General features: G+C 74.7%; 21 protein-coding genes. 16 read left to right on the top strand and 5 right to left on the bottom strand.

Annotated features, from left to right (window positions below; translation table 11 throughout):
* The first annotated feature begins 83 nt into the window (after positions 1-83).
* Complete coding sequence (locus AB0I29_RS25520) at positions 84-872, top strand: DUF3626 domain-containing protein (RefSeq protein ID WP_357486825.1); 789 nt, start codon at positions 84-86, stop codon at positions 870-872.
* On the opposite strand, the gene AB0I29_RS25515 is transcribed toward AB0I29_RS25520, so the two are convergent.
* Both AB0I29_RS25515 and AB0I29_RS25510 read right to left on the bottom strand, forming a co-directional pair.
* On the bottom strand, positions 826-1,503 hold the full coding sequence (locus AB0I29_RS25515; protein ID WP_357486823.1) for a GNAT family N-acetyltransferase: 678 nt from the start codon (positions 1,501-1,503) through the stop codon (positions 826-828). The two genes, AB0I29_RS25520 and AB0I29_RS25515, sit on opposite strands and share 47 nt — an antisense overlap.
* A complete protein-coding gene (locus AB0I29_RS25510; protein ID WP_357486821.1) occupies positions 1,500-2,513 on the bottom strand; it encodes a DMT family transporter in 1,014 nt (337 codons plus the stop codon). The genes AB0I29_RS25515 and AB0I29_RS25510 overlap by 4 nt, the downstream gene beginning before the upstream one ends.
* A gap of 36 nt (positions 2,514-2,549) precedes the next feature.
* On the opposite strand from AB0I29_RS25510, the gene AB0I29_RS25505 reads away from it, so the two are divergent.
* Together AB0I29_RS25505 and AB0I29_RS25500 are read left to right on the top strand one after the other, a co-directional pair.
* Entirely contained in the window at positions 2,550-3,167 is a 618-nt protein-coding gene (locus AB0I29_RS25505) for a TetR/AcrR family transcriptional regulator (RefSeq protein WP_357486819.1), read from the top strand.
* Positions 3,168-3,243: 76 nt separating this feature from the next.
* On the top strand, positions 3,244-4,377 hold the full coding sequence (locus AB0I29_RS25500; protein ID WP_357486830.1) for an acetamidase/formamidase family protein: 1,134 nt from the start codon (positions 3,244-3,246) through the stop codon (positions 4,375-4,377).
* A 139-nt stretch (positions 4,378-4,516) separates the two neighbouring features.
* Here AB0I29_RS25500 and AB0I29_RS25495 read toward each other — a convergent pair whose 3' ends face one another.
* Positions 4,517-5,383: a GNAT family N-acetyltransferase gene (locus tag AB0I29_RS25495; protein ID WP_357486817.1), complete on the bottom strand. Its 867-nt coding sequence runs from the start codon at positions 5,381-5,383 to the stop codon at positions 4,517-4,519.
* Positions 5,384-5,633: 250 nt separating this feature from the next.
* On the opposite strand from AB0I29_RS25495, the gene AB0I29_RS25490 reads away from it, so the two are divergent.
* The 3 genes from AB0I29_RS25490 (at position 5,634) to AB0I29_RS25480 (ending at position 7,890) form a co-directional block, all read left to right on the top strand.
* Positions 5,634-7,229, top strand: a complete 1,596-nt coding sequence (locus AB0I29_RS25490) for a peptidase inhibitor family I36 protein (protein ID WP_285108599.1) — start codon at positions 5,634-5,636, stop codon at positions 7,227-7,229.
* 190 nt (positions 7,230-7,419) lie between these two features.
* On the top strand, positions 7,420-7,599 hold the full coding sequence (locus AB0I29_RS25485) for a hypothetical protein (protein ID WP_285107310.1): 180 nt from the start codon (positions 7,420-7,422) through the stop codon (positions 7,597-7,599).
* A gap of 6 nt (positions 7,600-7,605) precedes the next feature.
* Positions 7,606-7,890: a hypothetical protein gene (locus AB0I29_RS25480; RefSeq protein ID WP_285107311.1), complete on the top strand. Its 285-nt coding sequence runs from the start codon at positions 7,606-7,608 to the stop codon at positions 7,888-7,890.
* 9 nt (positions 7,891-7,899) lie between these two features.
* On the opposite strand, the gene AB0I29_RS25475 is transcribed toward AB0I29_RS25480, so the two are convergent.
* Positions 7,900-8,892 carry a LuxR family transcriptional regulator gene (locus AB0I29_RS25475; RefSeq protein WP_285107313.1) on the bottom strand — a complete coding sequence of 331 codons (993 nt, stop codon included), beginning with the start codon at positions 8,890-8,892 and terminating at the stop codon, positions 7,900-7,902.
* A gap of 237 nt (positions 8,893-9,129) precedes the next feature.
* Here AB0I29_RS25475 and AB0I29_RS25470 point away from each other — a divergent pair, with 237 nt between their 5' ends.
* From AB0I29_RS25470 to AB0I29_RS25425, 10 genes are all read left to right on the top strand, one after another.
* On the top strand, positions 9,130-10,272 hold the full coding sequence (locus AB0I29_RS25470; protein WP_357486814.1) for an amidase family protein: 1,143 nt from the start codon (positions 9,130-9,132) through the stop codon (positions 10,270-10,272).
* Positions 10,273-10,461: 189 nt separating this feature from the next.
* A complete protein-coding gene (gene uraD, locus AB0I29_RS25465; RefSeq protein WP_285107315.1) occupies positions 10,462-10,989 on the top strand; it encodes a 2-oxo-4-hydroxy-4-carboxy-5-ureidoimidazoline decarboxylase in 528 nt (175 codons plus the stop codon).
* On the top strand, positions 10,986-11,279 hold the full coding sequence (locus AB0I29_RS25460; RefSeq protein ID WP_285107317.1) for a hydroxyisourate hydrolase: 294 nt from the start codon (positions 10,986-10,988) through the stop codon (positions 11,277-11,279). Before uraD ends, AB0I29_RS25460 begins: the two co-directional genes overlap by 4 nt.
* Positions 11,280-12,215, top strand: a complete 936-nt coding sequence (gene pucL / locus AB0I29_RS25455; protein WP_357486811.1) for a factor-independent urate hydroxylase — start codon at positions 11,280-11,282, stop codon at positions 12,213-12,215.
* A complete protein-coding gene (gene allB / locus AB0I29_RS25450) occupies positions 12,212-13,627 on the top strand; it encodes an allantoinase AllB (RefSeq protein WP_285107319.1) in 1,416 nt (471 codons plus the stop codon). Before pucL ends, allB begins: the two co-directional genes overlap by 4 nt.
* On the top strand, positions 13,624-14,913 hold the full coding sequence (locus AB0I29_RS25445) for an alanine--glyoxylate aminotransferase family protein (protein WP_357486809.1): 1,290 nt from the start codon (positions 13,624-13,626) through the stop codon (positions 14,911-14,913). The genes allB and AB0I29_RS25445 overlap by 4 nt, the downstream gene beginning before the upstream one ends.
* Positions 14,910-16,211 (top strand): allantoate amidohydrolase, encoded by a 1,302-nt coding sequence (locus tag AB0I29_RS25440; RefSeq protein ID WP_285107321.1) that lies wholly within the window; start codon positions 14,910-14,912, stop codon positions 16,209-16,211. Before AB0I29_RS25445 ends, AB0I29_RS25440 begins: the two co-directional genes overlap by 4 nt.
* Positions 16,208-17,044 (top strand): MurR/RpiR family transcriptional regulator, encoded by an 837-nt coding sequence (locus AB0I29_RS25435; RefSeq protein ID WP_285107322.1) that lies wholly within the window; start codon positions 16,208-16,210, stop codon positions 17,042-17,044. Before AB0I29_RS25440 ends, AB0I29_RS25435 begins: the two co-directional genes overlap by 4 nt.
* Positions 17,045-17,054: 10 nt before the next feature.
* Entirely contained in the window at positions 17,055-17,912 is an 858-nt protein-coding gene (locus AB0I29_RS25430; RefSeq protein ID WP_357486807.1) for an FAD binding domain-containing protein, read from the top strand.
* A complete protein-coding gene (locus AB0I29_RS25425) occupies positions 17,909-20,689 on the top strand; it encodes a molybdopterin cofactor-binding domain-containing protein (RefSeq protein WP_357486805.1) in 2,781 nt (926 codons plus the stop codon). Before AB0I29_RS25430 ends, AB0I29_RS25425 begins: the two co-directional genes overlap by 4 nt.
* Here AB0I29_RS25425 and AB0I29_RS25420 read toward each other — a convergent pair.
* On the bottom strand, positions 20,652-21,659 hold the full coding sequence (locus AB0I29_RS25420; protein WP_357486803.1) for a DUF2332 domain-containing protein: 1,008 nt from the start codon (positions 21,657-21,659) through the stop codon (positions 20,652-20,654). The genes AB0I29_RS25425 and AB0I29_RS25420 overlap by 38 nt on opposite strands.
* Positions 21,660-21,689 lie beyond the last annotated feature (30 nt).

Below are 21,689 nucleotides of genomic sequence, written 5' to 3'. Positions count from 1 at the left end.
AGTTGGCATCGAGATCGGCACAGGCCTGTGCCGATCTCGATGCCAACTGCCGACCCGGCGCGCGCACGGGGTAGCCTCCCGGCATGAACTGGCCGGTCACGATCAACTTCCATCCCGACCGGCTCGTCGCCGACGGCAGCGAGACCCTGATCGAGCGTCTCGCCCACGACCGCGTGTGGCGTTCCCAGTTCGAGACCGGCACGAGCAACGGCGGCCTCACCGCGCACCACGGCGGCGACCGGTGGCGCTGGGAGCAGCGCATGTTCGACGGCCGGTACGACGACGCCGCACCGCACCTGCGCCCCCGCTACGGCGCGCTGAACCACCGTCGCCGGGAGGCGGGCGCCGCCGTCCGCTTCGGCTCCGCCCACCTGCGGCTGCGCCCGCACGTGCTGGAGCGGACCACGTTCTGCTACCCGGACTCCTTCCGGGAGCCGGAGCACTTCGCCGCCGTCGACCCGGCGCCGCTGGTCGCGCTGGCGGACGCCGACACCGCGGCCGGCGTGCACGACCTCCTGGACGACTACGTCGAGGCCCAGGTGCACGGCGTGGTCGACCTGCCGGACGACGTCGAGGCGCTCGTGCTGGACCCCTGCTACCGCGGCACGGCCGAGGCCGAGGCCGCGGAAGGGCTCGGCGTCGCCGTCGAGTGGCACCACGGGTTCCGGCTGCACGTGGACGACCTGGCCACACGGCCCGGGTTCCGCGGACCGGAGATCGTGGACGTGGCGCGGGCGGTCGCCGTCGGGCACACGACGGACGGCCGGCTGGACGCCCGGGCGGTCGGCGAGGCCGTGCGTGCGGGGGAGCACGACCCGCAGGACCTCAAGAAGGTGTGGCACCACGTGGCGCGCTGGGGACATCCGCGGTGACCTGCGCCGACACCGGCCTGCGCAGGTTCCACAGGGGCGGGGACCCCGGGTACAGCTCGGCGAAGGTCCGGGTGACCTCGAACCCGTGCCGCCGGTAGAACTCGACGTTCCTGGTGCTGCTCGTCTGCAGCGAGACCGGCTGGCCGGCGGCGTCTGCCCGGGCGAGACCGTCGCGCAGGAGCGCACTGCCGACGCCGGTGCCGCGCCGGTCGGGGCGCACGACGAGCGTGCCGAGGAACCAGCCCGGGTCGTTCGGGTACGACTGGGCGAGCGTGGCGTACAGCGCGGAGAGCCGGGGCCAGTCGGTGCTCGTGCGGCGGACCAGAGTCCGCGTGGCGCGGGTCAGGCGAGGGTCGACGCGCTGGGTGGGGGCGAACGGGTCGTAGGGGTCCTCCGCGCCCGCGGTAGTCCAGGTGGCCAGCCCGATGATCCGGCCGTCGTGCACGGCCACCCGGGCGGCCTGCGGCGGCCGCAGGATGTGCAGTGCCGTCCGGAGCAGGATCAGGTGCGGCAGACGACGTCGTCCGACGTCCGGAACGGTGTAGGTCCACAGCGGGTCGTCGGCGAACCCGTCGGCCGCGACCTCGGCGGCCTCCCTGCTCTGGCGCGGCCGGAAGTCGGTGATCCTCACGGCCCGGAGCGTACCGAGGCCGCGGGCACTCCCGGCCGGGTTTCATCCGCAGGCCGCCGGGCGGGCCGGGTCAGGAGCACGCCCGCCAGGCTGACCACGAACCCGGCCACGGCAAGGAGCGGCAGGTCCTGGTCGAACATGGCCCAGGCCCATGCGGCGGAGACCGCCGGGGTGAGGTAGAGCCACGTGCTCACCGCGACGGGCCCGCGCGTGCGCTGCACGTACAGGTACATCCCGTACCCGCCGAGGAACGCCAGCCCGACGAGCCAGGCGATCGCCAGCCAGAAGGTCGGGTCGGCGGGGGGAGCGGCCTGTCCGCTCGCGAGGGCGAGCACGGCGAAGATCCCGAGCGCGACGACGCCCTGCACGGCCAGGGAGTCCAGCACGTCGTGCTTACCCGCCTCGTCGGGCGCGGGCCACAGGTCGCCCAGCACCGTGGCGGCGGAGAGCGACAGCATGCCGAGCACGGCCCAGAGCGCGCCCGCGGCGCCGGTCCCGGCTGCGACGTCCGGCCCGACGGCGAGGGCGACCCCCGCGAACCCGATCGCCAGGCCGACGGCCTGGCGCCGTCCGCCGCCGCTCCCGCGTCCGCCGCCGCTCCCGCGTCCGCCGCCGCTCCCGCGCCCGCCGCCGCGCCCGGTCCCGCGCCTGCGCCCGAACCCGGACATGACCACCGCGACCAGCGCCGGCTGGAGCGAGGCGAGCAGTGCGGCGGTCCCGGCCGGCAGGCCCTCCTCGACCGCGCGGAACACGCCGTAGAGGTAGCCGGCCTGGCCGAGGGCGCCCAGCACCGCCTCGCGCCGGAGGTAGCGCGCGCCGTACCGGCGGCCGAGCGCCAGCACCACCACGACCATCAGGGTCCCGGCGACCACATAGCGCCACAGGAGCGTGGTGGCGGCGGGCGCGACCGGCGCCGCGAAGGTGGCCCCGACGAAGCCGGAGCTCCACATCACCACGAGCAGGGCGGGGGCGAGGTGCCCCAGGAGGCTTCTTCTCGTCCGATCAGTCATACCAGCCAGGTAAACATACAGGTCGGTATACTCGCAGTGGACCCGGACGCATCGCCCGGACGCGACCACCTGGAGGGACCCGTGCCCCGCCGCAGCCCCAACCCCGACACCCCGGCCGGCGAGCGGATCCTCGTCGCGGCCAGCGCCCTGTTCTACGAGCGCGGCATCCGCGGCGTCGGCGTCGACCTGATCGCCGACCAGGCCGGGGTCACCAAGAAGACGCTCTACGACCGGTTCGGGTCCAAGGACGCGCTGGTGGCCGCGTACCTGACCCGGCGGCACGAGCGCTGGGCCACGTGGTTCGGGCGGCGGCTCGCGGAACGCGGGGCGACGGGCGTCGAGCAGGTCCTGGTCGCGCTCGAGGTCGCCGAGGAGTGGGCCGACGACAACGTGCGCGGGTGTGCGTTCGTCAACGCCCACGGCGAGATCGGCGCCACCGAGCACCCGGGCAACGCCGTGATCCTGGCCGACAAGCAGTACATGCTCGCCGAGTTCCAGCGGCTGCTGCGCGACGCCGGGCACCCGGACGCGGAGCGCCTCGGCGAGCAGGTCCACCTGCTGTACGAGGGCGCGATGGTGGCGCACACGACGCGCGCGCAGCCGGACGCGTTCGGCGCCGCCCGCGCCGCGGCCCGGGCGCTGCTCCAGGCCTGACGGCGCCCGGGCGCAACGCTGACGCCGCGGGCCCGCAACGCCCGCTGTGTACTCTCGGCCCGTGCACCAGCAGACCATCCTCCAGCCCGGCACGGGGACGAGCGCGGGCGCCGGCGCCGCCGTCGTCGACGGGGCCGCGTACCTGCCCACCTCGACCGAGACCGCCTACTGGGGCCGGCTGCCCTGCGCGGTGGACCGCGCGGTGCTGGCCGTGGACCCGGGCGAGGAGGTCGTGGTCGACACCCTTTCCCACGAGGGGATCCTGGAGGACCAGGGCGGCGATCCGCTCGCCTGGTTCGCGGAGCGCGGCGTCGCCGAGGACGCCGTCCTGGCCGACGCCGTGGAGCTCGCCACCGCCCGCCGGTCCCGTCTGGGGGTCCGCACGCCCGGCCTGCTCGACGTGCCGGGAGCGCACGGCGGACACGTCGTCACCGGGCCCGTCGAGGTGCGCGGCGCGCAGCCGGGAGACCTCCTCGCGATCCGCGTGCTGTCCACCGACCCCCGTGTGCCGTACGGCGTGATCTCCAACCGCCACGGCCGCGGCTCCCTGCCCGGCGAGTACCCGGCCGGCGGGGCGGACATCGTCAGCGTCTTCGCGCAGGTGGACTCGTGGGCCGACGGCGCGGGGCGCGGCTCGATCCCGCTCGCCGAGGGCGCCGAGGGCCGGGTGGGCTTCGACCTGCGCCCGTTCCTCGGCATCATGGGCGTCGCCGCCGCCGGGGACGAGCGGCCGCACTCGGTGCCGCCGGGGCCGTTCGGCGGCAACATCGACATCAACCTGCTGGGCGCCGGGTCCACCCTGTACCTGCCGGTACAGGTGGCGGGGGCGCTCGCGTACGTGGGCGACCCGCACTTCGCGCAGGGCGACGGCGAGGTGGCGCTCACCGCGTTCGAGGCCTCGCTGCGCGTGCGGCTCGGCTTCGACCTGATCCCGGCCGCCGACGCCGTCGCGACGTTCGGCGAGCTGGCCGGCCCGCTCGCGGAGACCACGGAGTTCCTGGTGCCGACCGGGCTGGACCGCGACCTCGACGTGGCCGTGCAGAACTGCGTGCGCGCGGCGATCGCCCTGCTGGGGGTGCGGTACGGGATGTCGCCCGCGCACGCCTACGCGTACCTGTCGGCCACCACGGACTTCGACATCTCGCAGGTGGTCGACGTGGTCAAGGGCGTGCACGCCCGGATCCGCAAGGCGGACTTCCTGCCCCGCTAGGGCGCAGAGCGGCGGCGCGTTGCGGCCGGCTGCGGCCGGCTGCGGCCGAACGTAGGGCCCGTCGGCGCATGAGCGCTCATCCGCCGACGAACCCTACGTTCGGCGCCCGGTCCGGGGCGGCGCAGAGCGGCGGCGCGTCCTACGCGGCCCGCTGCCGGTCGTACCGGTCGGGGAGCCGCTTGAACCCCGCCGACACGTACGTGGCGACCGCGGCGGCGCGCGCGGTCTCCGTGATGACGACGGCGCTGGACGACCCGAGCTCGCGCAGGGCGGCCGCCCCGGCGACGGTGATCGCCCGGCCGTAGCCGTGACCACGATGGTCCGGGTGCACGCCCAGGGGCTCGATGAGGCCGGGCCTGCCGGGGCCGGCCGACCAGACGGTCGTCGCGCCGACGGGCACGCCCGCGCCGTCGTAGGCGAGCAGGCAGCGCGCGTCCGCGTACAGCGGGCCGGCCGCCATGTCGTGCCAGCGCTCGTCCGTGAACGTCGGGCCGCCGAACGCCTCCCGGTGCACGAAGGTGCGCTCGCTCACCCGGTCCGGTCCGACCACCTCGACCCGCACGCCCGGGTCCTCGACGGGGTCGGCGAGGTCGCGCTGCAGCGGCGTGAACGGGTCCTCGGCGCCCCAGCCCTCGTCGGCGAGCAGGTCGCTCACCAGGGCGCCCGGGGGCGCCTCGACGCTGACCTCCCCGTCCGGGAGCACCCCGCGCTCCGGCGTCGTCAGGTCGGCGACCAGCCGCTGGGCCAGCTCCTCGTCGCGGTGGGCGTCGGGCGCCGTCGTCATGCGCAGCAGCCGCGACCCGTCCAGCAGGCCGACGGCGAGCAACCGCCCGTCCCGGCTCCAGGTCCGAACGGCCGCCGCCGCGGTCCGGGCGCCGAACCGCTGGTACCAGCCCACGTCCCCGGGGTGGAGCTGCACGGGCCGGGCGTCGTCCTGCCACGCGCGCAGCGCGTCGGTCGCGGCGGCCACGTCGCCCGGGCCGGGCGTGCTCAAGATGACGGTCATACGGCGATCCAACCTCGCGGCCCGCCGGCCCGCGATCTTTTTTCTGGCCCATCCGTGCCAGGCCCGCGGCGTGCATCTTGGTGCCAGGAGCGCGGTAGTTGTCCCGAGCAGTCATTCGCGTCTCGTGGCACCGTCAGCCCACTTCCCGGCATTGTCCGCGAATTGCAAACATCTCCCTATCCGGTCCGGCATCCCGAATCGGCAGAGAAAGCACCGGGCCGGAGAACGGCCCGCTGAAGGGAGAATGTTGATGAGAAGAGCACCTGCGCTTCTCGCGGTGATCGCGTTGCTGGCCTCCTTCCTGGTGGCCGTCGTGGGCGTGGCGAGTCCCGCCTCGGCCGCGGCACGTGACGGGGTCTGCGACAGCGGCGAGTTCTGTTACTACTACAACAGCGACAACGCGGGGTCCGTCTCGGACTTCACGGGTTCGGTGAGCGACTACGGCACCACGCAGCCGTCCTGCTACGACTTCAAGGGGTCGGGCAACGGCCAGGGCGAGTGCATCAAGAACAACGCGGCCTCGGTGTGGAACCGGACGGGCGAGACGGTCCGCGTCTACTACAACACCGGCTACGGCGGCGAGTACCAGAACATCGGTTCCGGCTACAAGGGCCAGCTCAGCGCGGAGCTGTACAACAACAACGCCTCGCACCAGCTCGTCGGCACCGCGGGCACCGACACCGGTGCGCGCAGCGGCACCTGCGAGGACGGCGAGTTCTGCTACTACTACAACAGCGGCAACGCGGGGTCCATCTCGGACTTCACGGAGTCCGCGGGCAGCTACGGCGACGCGCAGCCCACGTGCTACGACTACAAGGGTGCGGGCGCCGGCCAGGGCGAGTGCATCAAGAACAACGCCGCGTCGGTGTGGAACCGGTCGACCAAGACGGTCCGGGTCTACTACAACAGCAACTACGCGGGCACCTACCAGGACGTCGCGCCGGGGTTCAAGGGCCAGCTCAACAGCACGCTCTACAACAACAACGCCTCGCACCAGTTCGTCGGGGCGTCTGCCCCCGGCGGCGGTTCCCGCAGCGGCACCTGCGAGTCCGGGGAGCTCTGCTACTACTACAACAGCGGCAACGCGGGGTCCATCTCGGACTTCTCCGACTCGGTCGGTGACTACGGCACGTCGCAGCCGTCGTGCTACGACTTCAAGGGTGCGGGCGCCGGCCAGGGCGAGTGCATCAAGAACAACGCCGCGTCGGTGTGGAACCGGTCCAGCAAGACGGTCTGCGTCTACTTCAACAGCTACTACGGCGGTTCCTCGCAGGCCGTCGCGGCGGGCTTCAAGGGTGCGCTGAACGGCACGCTCTACAACAACAACGCCTCCCACAAGTTCATCACGGGCACCACGTGCCCGGTCTCCGAGGGGCCTGTCGACCCGGGCAGCCCCGGTGGCGACACCAGCGGCGACTACGCGCAGAAGGTCGAGCGGGTCATCCAGGCCGCGCTCGCGCAGACCGGCCAGGGCTACACCTACTCGTGGGGCGGCGGCAACAAGTACGGCCCGACCTACGGCATCTGCTGCAGCCCGGGTGGCTACGACGACCGGAGCCGGTTCGGCTTCGACTGCTCCGGCCTGACGCAGTACGCGTTCTGGCAGGGCGCGGGCGTCGACATCGGCACCTACACCGGCGCCCACCTCAGCAAGGGCACCAAGGTCTCCATGAGCAACCTGCAGCGCGGTGACCTGATCATGTGGGGTGGCTGGTCGAGCACCTATCACGTGGCGATATACCTAGGAAACGGCCAGATGGTCGAGGCGGCGCCACCGCGCAACTCGACCAGCGTGCACGTGACGAACGTCTACGGGGGTGACTTCGGTATCCGGGTGAACATGTGATCCGGCCACCCGGCTGACAATGGCACGGTCCTGCCACCACATTCGGTGGCAGGACCGTGCCATTTCTTCTCCGCGCGGCAGGAAATGTCGTGGCACGGTCAGGACAGTGCCATTCTCTTGTTGCCGGACGGGCGGCGGGAAAGGATAAGAAACAGAAAGAAAGAATCCCCCGTCGAAACGGAGAATCATCGTGCGCATCAACAATGCCCAGCGAGTCGCTGCCGCCGTCCTGACCGCCCTCCTGCTCACGGGCGCGGGCCAGGTCGCCGCCAGCGCGTCCGACCCCCAGTGGGAGGCGCACCCGCAGTGGTCGGACTCCCGGTGGACCGACCCGCAGTGGGAGTCGGCCCCGCCGACCACCCAGCCCTGACGATCGATGCGGGTCGTCAGCATCATCGTCGAGGCGCCCACCGCGGCCTGGACCACGTCGGCGAGGCTCGTCGAGGCGGTCCAGGCCGTCGCCGTACCGCAGGACGAGCTGATGCACGTCTACGCCGGCACGCTGCCCACGGGCTTCGGCGTGGTGATCTTCCTGCTGGTCCCGCTGGAGCAGGCGGCGGCGACCGGCTGCCGCCTGCTGCTCGCCGCGGCGGACTCCCTGGAGCTGCCCGGATGGACGCTGGGCGCGGTCCGGGTCTGGAGCCCCGCGGAGCTCGGCTGAGGTCGGGGCTCAGCCGAGGTCGGCCGGGTCCAGCCACCCCCGGTCCAGCGCCCGCGCGCCCGCCTGGAAGCGGCTGCCGGCGTCCAGCCGCTCCATGAGGGCGCTGCTGAGGCGCCGCACCGTCCGCAGGGACACGCCCAGCCGGCGTCCGGCGGTCTCGTCGGTCGCCCCCTTGGCCCACAGCCGCAGCAGCTCGTGCTCCTGCACCGACAGGCCGTCGTCGTCGCGTCGCCGGTCCGCGCCGAGCGGGGTGGCCGACCGCCAGGTCTGCGCGAACAGGGCCATGAGGGCGGCCACGACGCCGGGGGAGGTCATCACCACCGCGCCGGATCCCGACTCGGTGTTGGCCAGGGGGACCATCGCGTGGCCCTGGTCGATGATCTGCAGCCGGACGGGGACCGTCGCGGCCAGCCGCACCTCGGCCCCGTTGTTGCGCAGCCAGGTCGCGTGGTCCCAGGTGGCCTGGTCGTTGCGGATGCTCTCCAGGTAGACGGTCCGCATCCGCACGCCCCGGTCCAGCAGGCGCTGGCTCAGCGCCCGGCTCGACTCCAGCGCGCGGGACGACGTGGCCCGGGTCGGCACGAACGTGCACAGCTGCTGCGTGCACCGTTCGGTGAGCGTCGCCAGGCGGTCCCGCGCCTCCTCCGCGGTCTCCAGCACCTCGACGTCGGGCCCCTTGCGCACGTTCTGCAGCTCGGAGACGAGGCGGGCGAGCGCGACCCGGCCCTCCTCGATCTCCTGGTTGCGCTGCGCGACCTGCGCCTGCTCCCGCGCGAGGAGGGCGGCGAGCCCGATCTCCGGGCTGACGGGGCGGAACCCGTCGTCACCCGCCCACGACGCCTCGACGAGCATCAGGCGGGAGAGCTCGTCCAGCGCGTCGCGGACCTGCTCCTCGTCGATGCCGAGCGCCTCGGCGATCCGGTCGGGCCCCGCATCGCGGTCCCGGAGCATCTGCAGGTAGACGGACTCGGCCGTTCCGGACAGCCCCAGGCCTTGCAGCATCTTCGACTCCCCGATCGGACAGACCCAAGGGGCGCCGGGTGGCAGTCCCGGTCTCGGAGGATCGCACAGGGCGACGGGCGCGGCCAGGGGTTTGTCCGGACTTCACCCGCTCCGGGCCGTGGGCCGCTGACCTGCGATTTCTCCTTCCGCCCGCGCCTGACCGTCGCTCATCGCCCCGCCCGCTCCCGCACCGTCTGGCCGGCCCCGGCAGCTCCACCGGCCTGGCAGCATGTGCGCATGGCTCCTGATCTCAGTGTGTGGCGGGTCCGGCCCGAGGCCGGCTCGCTGGTTGCCCCCACCGGTTCCGGCGTGCTCGACGGCGAGAGCGTCGCGGTCAAGGACCTGTTCGCCGTGGCCGGCGAGCGGGTCGGCGCCGGCAACCCGGCCTGGCTCGCGGCGGCGCCGGTCGAGGAGGAGCACGCCGACGCCGTCGCGCGGCTGCTCGCGGCCGGCGCCGCCGTCACGGGCCTCGCGCGGACCGAGGAGTTCGCCTACTCGCTGACCGGGGCGAACGCGCACTACGGCACCCCGCCCAACCCGCACGCGCCGGGACGCATCAGCGGCGGCTCGACGTCGGGCCCGGCCACGGCGGTCGCCGCCGGCCAGGCGAGCGTCGCGCTGGGCACCGACACCGGCGGCTCGGTGCGCGTGCCCGCCGCCTACCAGGGTCTGTGGGGCATCCGGCCGACGCACGGCGCGGTGCCGGCGGGCGGGCTGCTGCCCCTGGCGCCGTCGTTCGACACCGTGGGCTGGCTCGCCCGCGACGCCGGCACGCTGGCCCGGGTAGGCGAGGTGCTGCTCCCGGCCGACGCCGCTGCGCTCCCGGAGGACGCCCCGCTCGTGGTGAGCGACGCCCTCCTGGACCTGGCCGCACCCGAGGTGCGCGACGCCGTCGGGCGCTTCGTGCGGACCGCCGGTGCGGAGCCGGTCGACTGGGCGCCCGAGCCGGTGTGGCTCGCCGCCTTCCAGACGCTCCAGGCGGCCGAGGCGTGGGCCGTGCACGGCGCGTGGCTGGCCGACCGGATGGACACGCTCGGCCCCGCGGTGCGCGGGCGGTTCGAGCGGGCCCGGTCCATCGGCGTGGCCGACGCAGAGGTGGCCCGGGCCGACGTCGGGCGGGCGCGGGCGCTGATCCGGGACCGGCTGGGGGACCGGGTGCTCGTGCTGCCGTCCACGGCGACCGTCGCGCCCCGGCCCGAGGAGGCCGAGGCCGCCCGCGAGGCGACGATGCTGCTCACCTGCATCGCGGGCATCGGTGGCCTGCCGGCGGTGTCGGTGCCGGTGACGACGTCGGGCGGGCTCCCGGCGGGCGCCTGCCTGGTGGGCCCGGCGGGCTCGGACCGCTCGCTGCTCGCGCTGGCGGGCCGTCTCGGGGCGTAGGGCCGTCGAACGTAGGGTTGATCGGCGCATGGGGCCCGATGCGCCGATCAAGCCTACGTTCGGCGGGATCAGCACGTTCGGCGGGATCAGCGGCGTCGCCCGGGTCGCCACGGACGTCGTTCGTGAAGATTTACGGGCCTGAAACTCGTGTGCCACTCGCAAATCGCGTTGAAACCGTAGATTTGTGCCATGGACCTCGCGACGTTCAACGCCCTGTCCCCGTCCGACGCCGCGGCGGCCGTCCGCCCGTGCGCCGACGTCGACTCCTGGGTCGACGCGGTGGTGGCCGGCCGCCCCTACCTGCGCCGGGACCAGCTCCTGCTGCACGCCATGCGGTCCGCCGCAGACTGGGGGGCCGACGACGTCGACGCCGCCCTGGCGCACCACCCGCGGATCGGCGAGCGCGCCACGGGGGACAGCACCGAGGCACGCCTGTCCCGCACCGAGCAGCCCACCGCGGCCGAGGCGACGGCGGCCCGGATCGCCGAGGGCAACGTCGCCTACGAGGCGCGGTTCGGCCGCATCTTCCTGGTCCGGGCCGCGGGCCGCACCGCGGAGCAGATCCTCGAGAACCTGACCGAGCGGCTGGCCAACGATCCCGCCGACGAGGCGTTGGTGACGGCGGAGCAGCTGCGCCAGATCGCCCTGCTGCGGCTGGAAGCCCTTGTCGAGGAGAGCGCCGAGGAGACCGTCGAAGAACCGGCGGTGGCGCCATGAGCACCGCCTCCACCCACGTGCTGGACGCCGCCCGCGGCCTCCCGGCCGCGGGGCTGGCGGTCACCCTCGGCACCCGGCAGGCCGTGACCGACGACGACGGCCGCATCGCCTGGGGCGAGGTCACGCCCGGCCGGCACGTCCTCACCTTCGCCGCCGGCGACTGGTTCGCGGCGCAGGGCCGCGACACGTTCTTCGGGCAGGTGCTGCTCGACGTGGTGCTCGGCCCCGACCACACGCACGTCGCTCTGCTGCTGAGCCCGTTCGCCTACACCACCTACCGGGGGAGCTGAATGTCGATAGTCCTGGGGCCCAACCAGTACGGGAAGGCCGAGGTGCGGCTGGTGCGCGTCGACCGCGACACCGCACGGCACCGCGTCACCGACCTGAACATCACCTCGCAGCTCCGCGGCGACTTCCGGGCCACGCACGAGACCGGCGACAACACGGGCGTCATCGCCACCGACACGCAGAAGAACACGGTGCAGGCGTTCGCCCGGGACGGCGTCGGCTCGCCGGAGACGTTCCTGCTGCGGCTCGCCCGGCACTTCCTCGTCGAGCCGCAGGTCACGGGCGGGCGCTGGCGTGCCGAGCAGTACGGCTGGGAGCGCATCGCGACGGGCACGCCGGGCGCCGACGGCGGGGCAGGCCACGACCACGCGTTCGTCCGGGGCGCCGCCGAGCGCCGGACGGCGCTCGTGCACGCCGACGACGTCGGCCTGACCGTGCTCGCGGGCCTGAGCGACGTCACGGTCCTGAAGTCCACCGGGTCGGAGTTCTCCGGGTTCCCGCGCGACCGGTACACGACGCTGCCCGAGACCGACGACCGCATCCTCGCGACCGACGTCACCGCCTGGTGGCGCTACGACGCGTCGTTCGCCGAGGCCGCAGGCCCGGCGGACTACGACGAGCGGTTCGCCGCCGTACGCGCGCTGCTGCTGACCACGTTCGCCGAGCTGCACTCCCTGGCCCTGCAGCAGTCCGTCTACGCGATGGGCAGCGCCGTGCTGGAGGCGTTCGGCGACATCGCCGAGATCCGGCTGTCGTGCCCCAACAACCACCACTTCCTGGTGGACCTGGAGCCGTTCGGCCTGGACAACCCCGGTGAGGTGTTCTTCGCCGCCGACCGGCCCTACGGCCTCATCGAGGCGGCCGTCCAGCGGTCCGGCCCGGACGGGCAGACCGGTCCGGAGCATCCCGTGTGGTCCACGATCGGAGGGTTCGTATGAGCGTGGTCCTCGCGTCCGAGCGGGTGCTGGTCGAGGGCGAGCTGCGCCCCGCCGTCCTGCGTCTCGACGGCGACCGCATCGACCAGGTGTGGTGGGGCACGAGCGACCCCGACGCCGTGCTGAAGCCGGCCGACGACCTGTTCGGCGAGGTGCTCGGCGCCGCCCCGGAGCCGCCGCCGGAGGTGGTGCGCCTGGGCGAGAAGGTGGTGCTGCCCGGCGTCGTCGACACCCACGTGCACGTCAACGAGCCCGGCCGCACCGCCTGGGAGGGCTTCGCGTCCGCGACCCGCGCCGCCGCGCTCGGCGGCGTCACCACGATCGTCGACATGCCGCTCAACTCGCTCCCGCCTACCACGAGCGTCGCCGCGCTGGAGACCAAGCGCGCCGCGGCCGAGGCGGTCCGCGACCGCGGCGAGCTGCACTGCGACGTCGGCTTCTGGGGCGGTGCGGTGCCCGGCAACGCCGAGGACCTGGAGCCCCTCTGGGACGCCGGCGTCTTCGGGTTCAAGTGCTTCCTCGCCGACTCCGGCGTACCCGAGTTCCCGCCGCTCGGACCGGACGAGCTGCTGAAGGCCATGGACCGGATCGCACGGTTCGGCGGGCTGCTCATCGTCCACGCCGAGGACCCGGCGGCGCTCGCGGCGGCGCCGCACCGGCCCGGCCGCGCCTACGCGGACTTCCTGGCCTCCCGCCCCCACGACGCCGAGACGACGGCGATCGCCGGGCTGCTCGACGCCGTCCGGGAGACGGGCACACCCACCCACGTGCTGCACCTGTCGTCCGCGCGGGCGCTCGACCTGCTGCAGGAGGCGAAGGACGAGGGGCTGCCCGTCACCGTCGAGACCTGCCACCACTACCTGGTGCTGGACGCCGAGCACGTGCCCGACGGCGACGCCGCGTTCAAGTGCTGCCCGCCCATCCGCGACCGCGGCAACCAGGACGCCCTCTGGGACGGGCTGCGCGCGGGGATCATCGACTCCGTGGTCAGCGACCACTCGCCGGCCACCGCCGAGGAGAAGTCCGGCGGTAGCCGGCCCGGCGAGACCGACCTCCAGGCCGCCTGGGGCGGCATCTCCGGCCTCCAGGCGGGTTTCCTCGCCCTGGCCGACGCCGCCCGACGGCGCGGCGTGCCCCTGTCGGAGGTGTCCCGCTGGACCGCGGCGAACACCGCCGCGCTCGTGGGGCTGGACCGGGGCACGCGCCCGCGCGGCGTGATCGCCGAGGGTGCCGCGGCCGACCTGCTCGTCTACGACCCCGACGCGTCCACCACCTTCCGCGCCGCCGAGATGGCGCACAAGAACAAGATCAGCGCGTATGACGGCCTGACGGTCCAGGGCGCCGTGGTGCCCGTCCCGGACGGCCGCGCGGCCGCCGGGGTGAGCCGGGGGACGCTGCTCAGGAGGCCCGCATGACCCAGATCCACCCGCCCGCCCGGCTCCTGATGGGTCCCGGGCCCGTCGACGCCGACCCGCGCGTGCTGCGCGCCATGGCCGCACCGCTGGTGGGCCAGTTCGACCCGTTCATGACCGACACCATGACCGAGGCCATGCTCCTGTGGCGCACCGTCTGGGACACCGCCAACGAGCAGACGCTGCTCGTGGACGGCACGTCCCGCGCGGGCATCGAGGCGGCGCTGGTGTCCCTGCTGGAGCCGGGCGACCGGGTGCTGGTGCCGGTGTTCGGGCGGTTCGGGCACCTGCTCGCCGAGATCAGCGCCCGGGCCGGGGCCGAGGTGCACACCATCGAGGCCGAGTGGGGCACGGTCTTCCGGCCGGACCAGATCGAGGACGCCGTGCGCCGCGTGCGGCCCCGCCTGCTCGCCGTCGTGCACGGGGACACCTCGACGACCATGGCGCAGCCGCTGGCCGACCTGGGCCGCATCGCCCACGAGCACGACGCGCTGCTGTACGTGGACGCCACGGCCACCCTCGGCGGCAACCCGTTCCACACCGACGAGTGGGGCGTCGACGCCGCGACCGCCGGGCTGCAGAAATGTCTGGGCGGCCCGTCGGGCAGCGCGCCGGTGACGCTCTCGCCCGCCGCGGTCGCCGCGATCGACCGGCGCCGGCACGTCGAGGCCGGGATCCGGACCGCGGACGACGTCGCGCCGCACGGCGTGCCCATCCAGTCCAACTACCTCGACCTCGCGCAGATCATGGAGTACTGGGGCCCGCGCCGCCTCAACCACCACACCGAGGCCACGTCCATGCTCTACGCCGCCCGCGAGTGCGCCCGGCTCCTGGTCGCCGAGGGCATGGCCACGGCCGTGGACCGGCACGCACAGCACGGTGCCGCGATGCTGGCGGGGGTGCTCGGGCTGGGCCTGGAGGTCTTCGGCGACGTCGCCCACAAGATGCACAACGTGGTCGCCGTGCGCATCCCCGACGGCGTGGACGGCGACGCCGTCCGCGGCGGCCTCCTCGACGACTTCGGGATCGAGATCGGCACCTCCTTCGGTCCCCTGCACGGCGTGGTCTGGCGCATCGGCACCATGGGCTTCAACGCCCGCCGCGACGCCGTGCTCACCACGCTGGCGGCCCTGGAGCACGAGCTGCGCCGGGTCGGCTTCCACGCCCCGGCGGGTGGCGGCGTCTCGGCCGCGCTCGCGGCGTACGACGGCGCCGGCCACGGCGGCGTCCACGACCCGGTGCACCAGATGGTTCCCGACACCGCCGTCGCGAAGGAGGCACGCTTGTGACCGAGATCGGCACCACCGCCTGGGTCATGGCCCGGTGCGACGACCTGACGCGGCACTCCGCGCGGCCGGACGCCCTGGAACGCGTGTACCTCTCGCCCGAGCACGCCGCCGCGAACGCCGTGGTGCGGGCCTGGATGCTGGAGGCCGGCCTGGAGACCGGGACCGACGCCGCCGGGAACATCTGGGGCCGCCGCGCCGCCGACGGCACGCCGCAGCGCCCCGGCACCCCGGGCGAGCCCGCGCTCGTGCTCGGCTCCCACCTCGACACCGTGCCCGACGCCGGGCGCTACGACGGGATGCTCGGCGTGGTGCTCGCGATCGCCGTCGCGCACCGGCTGCGCGACGTGGCGCTGCCGTTCGCGCTGGAGGTCGTGGGGTTCTCCGACGAGGAGGGCACCCGGTTCGGCAAGGCGCTGCTCGGGAGCTGCGCGGCGTCGGGCCAGTGGGACCCCGCCTGGTGGGACCAGGCCGACGCCGACGGCGTGACCCTGCGCGACGCGTTCCTGCGGTTCGGCCTGGCCCCGGATCGCGTGGGCGATGCCGCCCGCAACCCCGCTGACCTGGTCGGATACCTGGAGGCGCACATCGAGCAGGGTCCGGTGCTGGAGGCCGAGGGCCTGCCGCTCGGGTACGTCACGACCATCGCCGGGGCGCGGCGGTTCGTGCTGACCGTCACGGGCGAGGCCCGGCATGCGGGCGGCACGCCGTTCGCCCGACGCCGGGACGCGCTGGTCGCCGCCGCGCACCTCGTCACGCGGATCGAGGAGCTGGCCCGGGCGACCGACTGCCTCGCCACCGTGGGCGACCTGCGCGTCGAGCCCGGCGCCGTCAACGTGATCCCCGGCCGGGCCGAGCTGACGCTCGACCTGCGTGGCCGCACCGACGCGGGCCGCGACGCGCTGTGGGAGCGGATCGCCGCGGCCGGGCGGGAGATCGCCGCCGCGCGGGGCGTGACGTTCGAGCACGCCGAGACCCACCGGGCGCCGTCGACCACCTGCGCCCCGTGGCTGCGCGAGGCCGTGGCGGCGGGCATCGCGGAGGCGACCGGGACGACGTCGGACCCGCTGGGGCTGTGGAGCCCCGCCGGCCACGACGGCATGGCGATGGACGCCGTGACCGACGTGGGCATGCTCTTCCTGCGCTGCCGCGACGGGATCAGCCACCACCCGGACGAGCACGTGGAGGCCGAGGACGTGGGCGTGGCCCTGGACGCGTACACGGCCGCGGTGCTGGCGGTCGCCCGTGGGCACCGGCCCGGGGCACCGGCTCGGACCGCGCTCCCGGAGGAGGTCCGATGACGTCGCTCGCGGACCGCCCGCTCGAGGACCGCATCGCCGCCGGCTACCGGGAGCTGTCCCCGCAGGAGCGCCGCGCCGCGGACGCCCTGCTCGACCACCTCGGCGACCTCGGGACCTACCGCGCCACGGAGCTCGCCGCCCTGGCAGGGGTGTCCAAGGCGACGATGAGCCGGCTGTTCCGCAAACTCGGCTACGAGGACTTCGAGGGGCTGCGCGAGGACCTGCGCACCCAGCGCGGGCGCGGCCTGCCGATCGCCGTCGACCCCTCGCCCGGCCTGCGCGAGCGGCTGGAGCAGGAGGTCAAGAACCTGGAGAAGGTCTACGCGGCGCTCGACGACGGCATGCTCGACCAGATCGCCGACGCCCTGGCGACCGCGCGCGACGTGGTGGTCGTCGGCCGCCGCGGGTCGCTCGGCCCTGCGACCCAGCTCCGCCGCAACCTGGTCCAGGTGCGCGGGCGCGTGCACCTGGCTCCCGGCCCCGGCCAGTCGCTCGCCGACGACCTCGTGGGGCTGGGCCCCGACGACGTGGTCGTGGTGGTCTCGATCCGCCGGCACGCGTTCCGCGTGGGCGAGATGGTCGAGTCCCTGCTGGCCGACGGCGTCCGCGTGCTGCTGCTCGCCGACACCAGCCTGCGCCACCTCGCCGGCAGCGTGACCTGGTGGATCGAGTGCCCCATCGCGACCGAGGGCGCGTTCGACTCGCTGGTCGCGCCGGTCAGCGTCGTCGCGATGCTGTCCGACCGGGTGCACGAGGTGCTCGACGGCGCGGGCGCGCGCGTCGAGGCGATCGACGCCCGCTACGAGCTGCTGCGCGAGATCGACGAGAGGTGACCTGCGCTCCATGGATCTCGACATCGACACCGTGCGGGTGGCACGGACACGCGCGGACTGCGCGCTGCGGCCCGGTGAGGCGTTTCTCGGCGGGGGCACGTTCCTCTACTCGGAGCCGGTGCGCCCCGGGGTGACCGGCCTCGTGGACCTCATGGGTCTCGGCTGGGAGCCGTGGTCCGTGGACGGGTCCGGGCTGCGGGTGGCCGGGACGTGCACGCTGGCGGAGCTGGTGGCCGGGCCGGGTGCGCTCGGGGGCGCCGCCGGGGCGGCGGGCGCGGGACCGTACCGCGGGCTCGGGATCGTCGGGGAGTGCGTCTCGGCGCTGTCGCTGTCGGCGAAGGTGGCCCGGACCGCGACGGTCGGCGGCAACCTGGCGCTGGGCCTGCCGGCCGGGTCGATGGTCGGGCTGTTCGTGGCACTCGACGCCCGGGCGGTCATCTGGACGCCGGACGGCGGGTCCCGGGAGCTGCCCGTCGCCGACCTGGTCACGGGCGCCGGCCGGGTCGGCCTGGCCCCGGGCGAGGTGCTCCGCGAGGTGCGGGTGCCCGGTCTCGCGCTCGGGGCGCGGGCGGTGTTCCGGCGGGCGTCGCTCACCCCGACCGGCCGGACGGCGGCCATGGTGACGGGGAGGGCGCTGCCGGACGGCGACGGGCCGGGCCGGGTGCTGCTCGTCGTGACGGCGTCGGTGCCCGTGCCGCATGCGCAGCCTGTCCACGCGGGTGACCACGAGGCGCTGGACCGCTGGATCGACTCGATCGACGTCGCCGACGACTGGTACGAGGACACCCACGGCAGTGCCGACTGGCGGGCCGCGATGACCCGGCGCCTGGCGCACGAGGCACTCGACGAGCTGGGCGGTACGGCATGAGGGTCGACGGCGCCGACGTCACGGCCGAGCCCCGGCCGGGCCAGTGCCTGCGCACGTACCTCCGGGAGCAGGGGACCACGTCCGTGAAGAAGGGCTGCGACGCGGGCGACTGCGGCGCGTGCACCGTGCTGCTCGACGGCGCGCCGGTGCAGTCGTGCCTGGTGCCCGCGCACCGGGCCGCCGACGCCGAGGTGGTCACCGCGAACGGGCTCGGCCGGTTCGGGCCGGGCGGGGACCCGGACGCCGACGCCGAGGAGCTGCACCCCGTGCAGCGCGCGTTCGTCCAGGCCGCCGGGTTCCAGTGCGGGTTCTGCACGGCCGGCATGGTGTGCACGGTCGCGGGGACGCCGGAGCGCGGCTCGACCGACGAGCTGCTCAAGGGCAACCTCTGCCGCTGCACCGGGTACCGGTCGATCCGCGACGCGCTCGCCGGGCACGTGAACACCGAGGTGGCGGAGCCGGGGGAGGCGTTCGGCCGCGCCGTCGTCGCGCCGGCCGCCGCCCGCGTGGTGCGCGGCCGCGAGCCCTACACCCTGGACGAGCCCGAGCCGGCCGGGATGCTGCACGTGGCCGTGCTCGGCAGCCCGCACCCGCACGCCCGGATCACGCGCATCGACGCCACGGCGGCCCGGGACGCGCCCGGCGTGCACCTGGTGCTCACCCACCACGACGTGCCCGGCACGCTCTACTCGACCGGCCGGCACCAGAACCGGCTCGACGACCCCGACGACACCCGGATCCTCGACCCCGTGCTGCGGTTCGTGGGCCAGCGGGTGGCCGTCGCCGTCGCCGAGACGCCCCGGCAGGCGCGTGCGGCGCTCGACCTGGTGGCGGTCGAGTACGAGGTGCTGCCCGCCGTGTTCGAGCCCGAGGCCGCGCGGAGTCCGGGCGCGCCCCTGCTGCACGCGGACAAGACGCCCGCCGAGCATCGCGTCGCGGAGGCGAGCCGCAACGTCGTCGTGCAGATCCACGAGGAGTACGCCGAACCCGGGCAGGACGGCGTCGAGGCGGCGCTCGCGACGTCGGCCGCGACGGTGACCGGCACCTGGACCACGGGCCGCGTCAACCACGTGGCGCTGGAGACGCACGGCGCCCGGGCCTGGCTGGAGCCGGCGCCGGGCGGTGCTGAGGCGGACGGCGCCGAGGCGCACCGCCCGGGCGGCCCTGTGCTGCACGTGCGCACCTCCACCCAGGTGCCGTTCCTCGTGCGCGACGAGCTCGCCCGCCTCCTGGACCTGCCGCAGGACCGGGTGCGCGTCGTCGCCGGGCGGGTGGGCGGCGGGTTCGGAGGCAAGCAGGAGCTGCTCGTCGAGGACGTCGTGGCGCTCGCGACCCTGCGCACCGGGCGGCCCGTGCAGTGGGAGCTCACCCGCGAGCAGCAGTTCACGACGGTGCCGTGCCGGCACCCGTTCCGCGTCACGGTGCGTGCCGGGGCGTCGGCGGCCGGCGAGCTGACGGCGCTCGCGATCGACGTCCTGGCCGACACCGGCGCCTACGGCAACCACGCCCCGGGCGTCCTGTTCCACGGCGTGCACGAGTCCATGGCCGTGTACCGGGCCCCGAACAAGCGCGTGGACGCCGAGTCGGTCTACACGAACAACGTGCCGTCCGGGGCGTTCCGCGGGTACGGGCTGGGGCAGGTGCAGTTCGCGATCGAGGGCGCGCTCGACGAGCTCGCGGCGCGGCTCGGCGTCGACCCGGTCGAGATGCGCCGTCACAACGTGATCCGCCCCGGCGACCCGTTCGTCGTCGGGCAGCCGGTGGACGGCGACCTGGAGTACGGGTCGTACGGGCTGGACCAGTGCCTCGACCTCGTCGAGGACGCGCTGGCCTCGGGCCGGGGCGAGGCGGCCCCGGACGGCTGGACCGAGGGGCGCGGGGTGGCGCTCGCGATGATCGCGACCATCCCGCCGCGCGGGCACCACACGCATGTCCGGGTCACGGTCGCGGCCGACGGCGACTTCGTGGTCGACGTCGGCACCGCCGAGTTCGGCAACGGCACCACGACGGTGCACGCCCAGCTCGCGGCCACGGAGCTGGGCGTGCCGGTCGACCGGGTGCGCGTGCGCCCGTCGGACACGGCGACGTCCGGCTACGACACGGGCGCCTTCGGCTCGGCCGGCTCGGTGGTGGCCGGCTTGGCCGTCGCCCGCGCCGCCCGCGCGCTCGCCGCGAACCTCGCCTCGTTGAGTGCTGGGTATTCGCCCTCTCGTCACGATTCGGAAGGGCGAATATCCAGCACTCAACGGGTGGGGATGTCGGCCGAGGCCACGCACGACGGGTCGCCGCGGTCCGTGGCGTTCAACGTGCACGGGTTCCGGGTGGCCGTGCAGCGCGAGACCGGGGTGGTGCGGATCCTCCAGTCGGTGCAGGCGGCCGACGCCGGGGTGGTGATCAACCCGGAACAGCTGCGCGGGCAGATCGAGGGCGGGGTGGCCCAGGCGCTCGGCACGGCGCTGACCGAGCGCCTGGTGGTGCGCGACGGCGTGGTCGTGACCGACCGGCTGCGGCACTACCGGGTGCCGCAGGTCGCGGACGTCCCGCACACCGAGGTGCTGTTCGCCGACACGGTCGACCGCCTCGGGCCGCGTGGCGCGAAGTCGATGAGCGAGGCCCCGTACAACCCGGTGGCCCCGGCCCTGGCGAACGCGATCGCCGACGCCACCGGCGTGCGCCCGCGCGACCTGCCGATGCAGCCCGACCGGCTGTGGCGCCTGCTCGGCCCGCACCCCTCGGCTGCTACAGCAGCCGTACCGACCGGCCGTGCGGGTCGGTGAGCGCCACAGGCGCGCCGTCCCGGGCCAGGATGAACTGCGGCTCGGCGCCCGCGGGGAGTCGGGCCGCGACGTCGGGCAGCACGGTCCACCCCTCGTTGCTCAGCCAGACGACGCCGCGCGTGCGCCGCAGACGCTCCATGGTGCCGGTGAACTCCGCCAGCTCGGCAGGGGTCAGGTAGTAGAGCACCGCCGAGTTCTGCACCACCACGGTGGCCTCGGCCGGCGCGGCGGCGACCAGGTCGGCGACGCCGCTCAGCAGGTCGCCCCGGACCAGGCGCGGCGGGTCGGCCGCGACCACCCGGGCGGCCGCGCGCAGCGTCTCGACGCGGTCGGCGTGCTCGGGCCAGACGAGTGCCTCCAGCCAGGCCAGGTCGTCCGGGTCGCGCACGTCCAGCGGGTTGAGGTCGATGCCGGCGCGCCACACGACATCGGGCAGCCGGGCGGGGACCGGCCCCGTGACGGTACTGGGCATGCGGGCGGGGACCGGCCCCTCGATGTCGCACGGGAGCAGTACCTCGCTCGGTCCGTCGGCGGGGTCGAGCCGGGTGCGGCCGCCGTCGGGCGACGTGTACAGGTAGGAGTACTGGTCGGGATAGAGGCACAACCCGGCGGACGCGCCCACCTCGACGAGCGCGACCGGGCCGTCGATCGCGGCGAGGGTGGGCAGGAGGGTGGCACAGCGCCGGGGCTCGTTGGTCTGCGTGGCCCTGGTCCGCATCTCGCGCTCGACGTCGGGCCAGGCGGCCGGCAGCCAGGACCGCACCCCGGCCCAGCCGCCTGCCGGTGCCCCCACCAGCCGCGCCGCCGCGAACAGCAGGTTGGGCTGCCGCTTCGGCTCCGGCAGCGTGTCGAGCAGCGCGCACACCTCGGGGTCGGTGGCGACGCCCAGCGCCCAGTCCTCGTAGGTGGGGGAGCCGCCGTTGCGCGCCTGGCTCCCGGCGAACTGCGCGTAGACGGCGGCGGTGTCCATGCGGCAACGCTAGCGGCCGGCCGCCCGCGG

The organism is Promicromonospora sp. NPDC050262 (genome assembly GCF_040655935.1).
In the GTDB taxonomy this organism is placed as follows: Bacteria; Actinomycetota; Actinomycetes; order Actinomycetales; family Cellulomonadaceae; genus Promicromonospora.
Note: the sequence above shows the minus strand (reverse complement) of the source record. Positions and strands in the feature narration are given on the sequence as shown.

Coding starts and splice junctions, on each gene's coding strand:
- AB0I29_RS25425 (WP_357486805.1), top strand. CDS start 17,909: ATGAGGGTCGACGGCGCCGACGTCACGGCCGAGCCCCGGCCGGGCCAG.
- allB (WP_285107319.1), top strand. CDS start 12,212: ATGAGCGTGGTCCTCGCGTCCGAGCGGGTGCTGGTCGAGGGCGAGCTG.
- AB0I29_RS25435 (WP_285107322.1), top strand. CDS start 16,208: ATGACGTCGCTCGCGGACCGCCCGCTCGAGGACCGCATCGCCGCCGGC.
- pucL (WP_357486811.1), top strand. CDS start 11,280: ATGTCGATAGTCCTGGGGCCCAACCAGTACGGGAAGGCCGAGGTGCGG.
- AB0I29_RS25420 (WP_357486803.1), bottom strand. CDS start 21,659: ATGGACACCGCCGCCGTCTACGCGCAGTTCGCCGGGAGCCAGGCGCGC.
- uraD (WP_285107315.1), top strand. CDS start 10,462: ATGGACCTCGCGACGTTCAACGCCCTGTCCCCGTCCGACGCCGCGGCG.
- AB0I29_RS25480 (WP_285107311.1), top strand. CDS start 7,606: ATGCGGGTCGTCAGCATCATCGTCGAGGCGCCCACCGCGGCCTGGACC.
- AB0I29_RS25510 (WP_357486821.1), bottom strand. CDS start 2,513: ATGACTGATCGGACGAGAAGAAGCCTCCTGGGGCACCTCGCCCCCGCC.
- AB0I29_RS25470 (WP_357486814.1), top strand. CDS start 9,130: ATGGCTCCTGATCTCAGTGTGTGGCGGGTCCGGCCCGAGGCCGGCTCG.
- AB0I29_RS25430 (WP_357486807.1), top strand. CDS start 17,055: ATGGATCTCGACATCGACACCGTGCGGGTGGCACGGACACGCGCGGAC.
- AB0I29_RS25445 (WP_357486809.1), top strand. CDS start 13,624: ATGACCCAGATCCACCCGCCCGCCCGGCTCCTGATGGGTCCCGGGCCC.
- AB0I29_RS25475 (WP_285107313.1), bottom strand. CDS start 8,892: ATGCTGCAAGGCCTGGGGCTGTCCGGAACGGCCGAGTCCGTCTACCTG.
- AB0I29_RS25490 (WP_285108599.1), top strand. CDS start 5,634: ATGAGAAGAGCACCTGCGCTTCTCGCGGTGATCGCGTTGCTGGCCTCC.
- AB0I29_RS25460 (WP_285107317.1), top strand. CDS start 10,986: ATGAGCACCGCCTCCACCCACGTGCTGGACGCCGCCCGCGGCCTCCCG.
- AB0I29_RS25495 (WP_357486817.1), bottom strand. CDS start 5,383: ATGACCGTCATCTTGAGCACGCCCGGCCCGGGCGACGTGGCCGCCGCG.
- AB0I29_RS25520 (WP_357486825.1), top strand. CDS start 84: ATGAACTGGCCGGTCACGATCAACTTCCATCCCGACCGGCTCGTCGCC.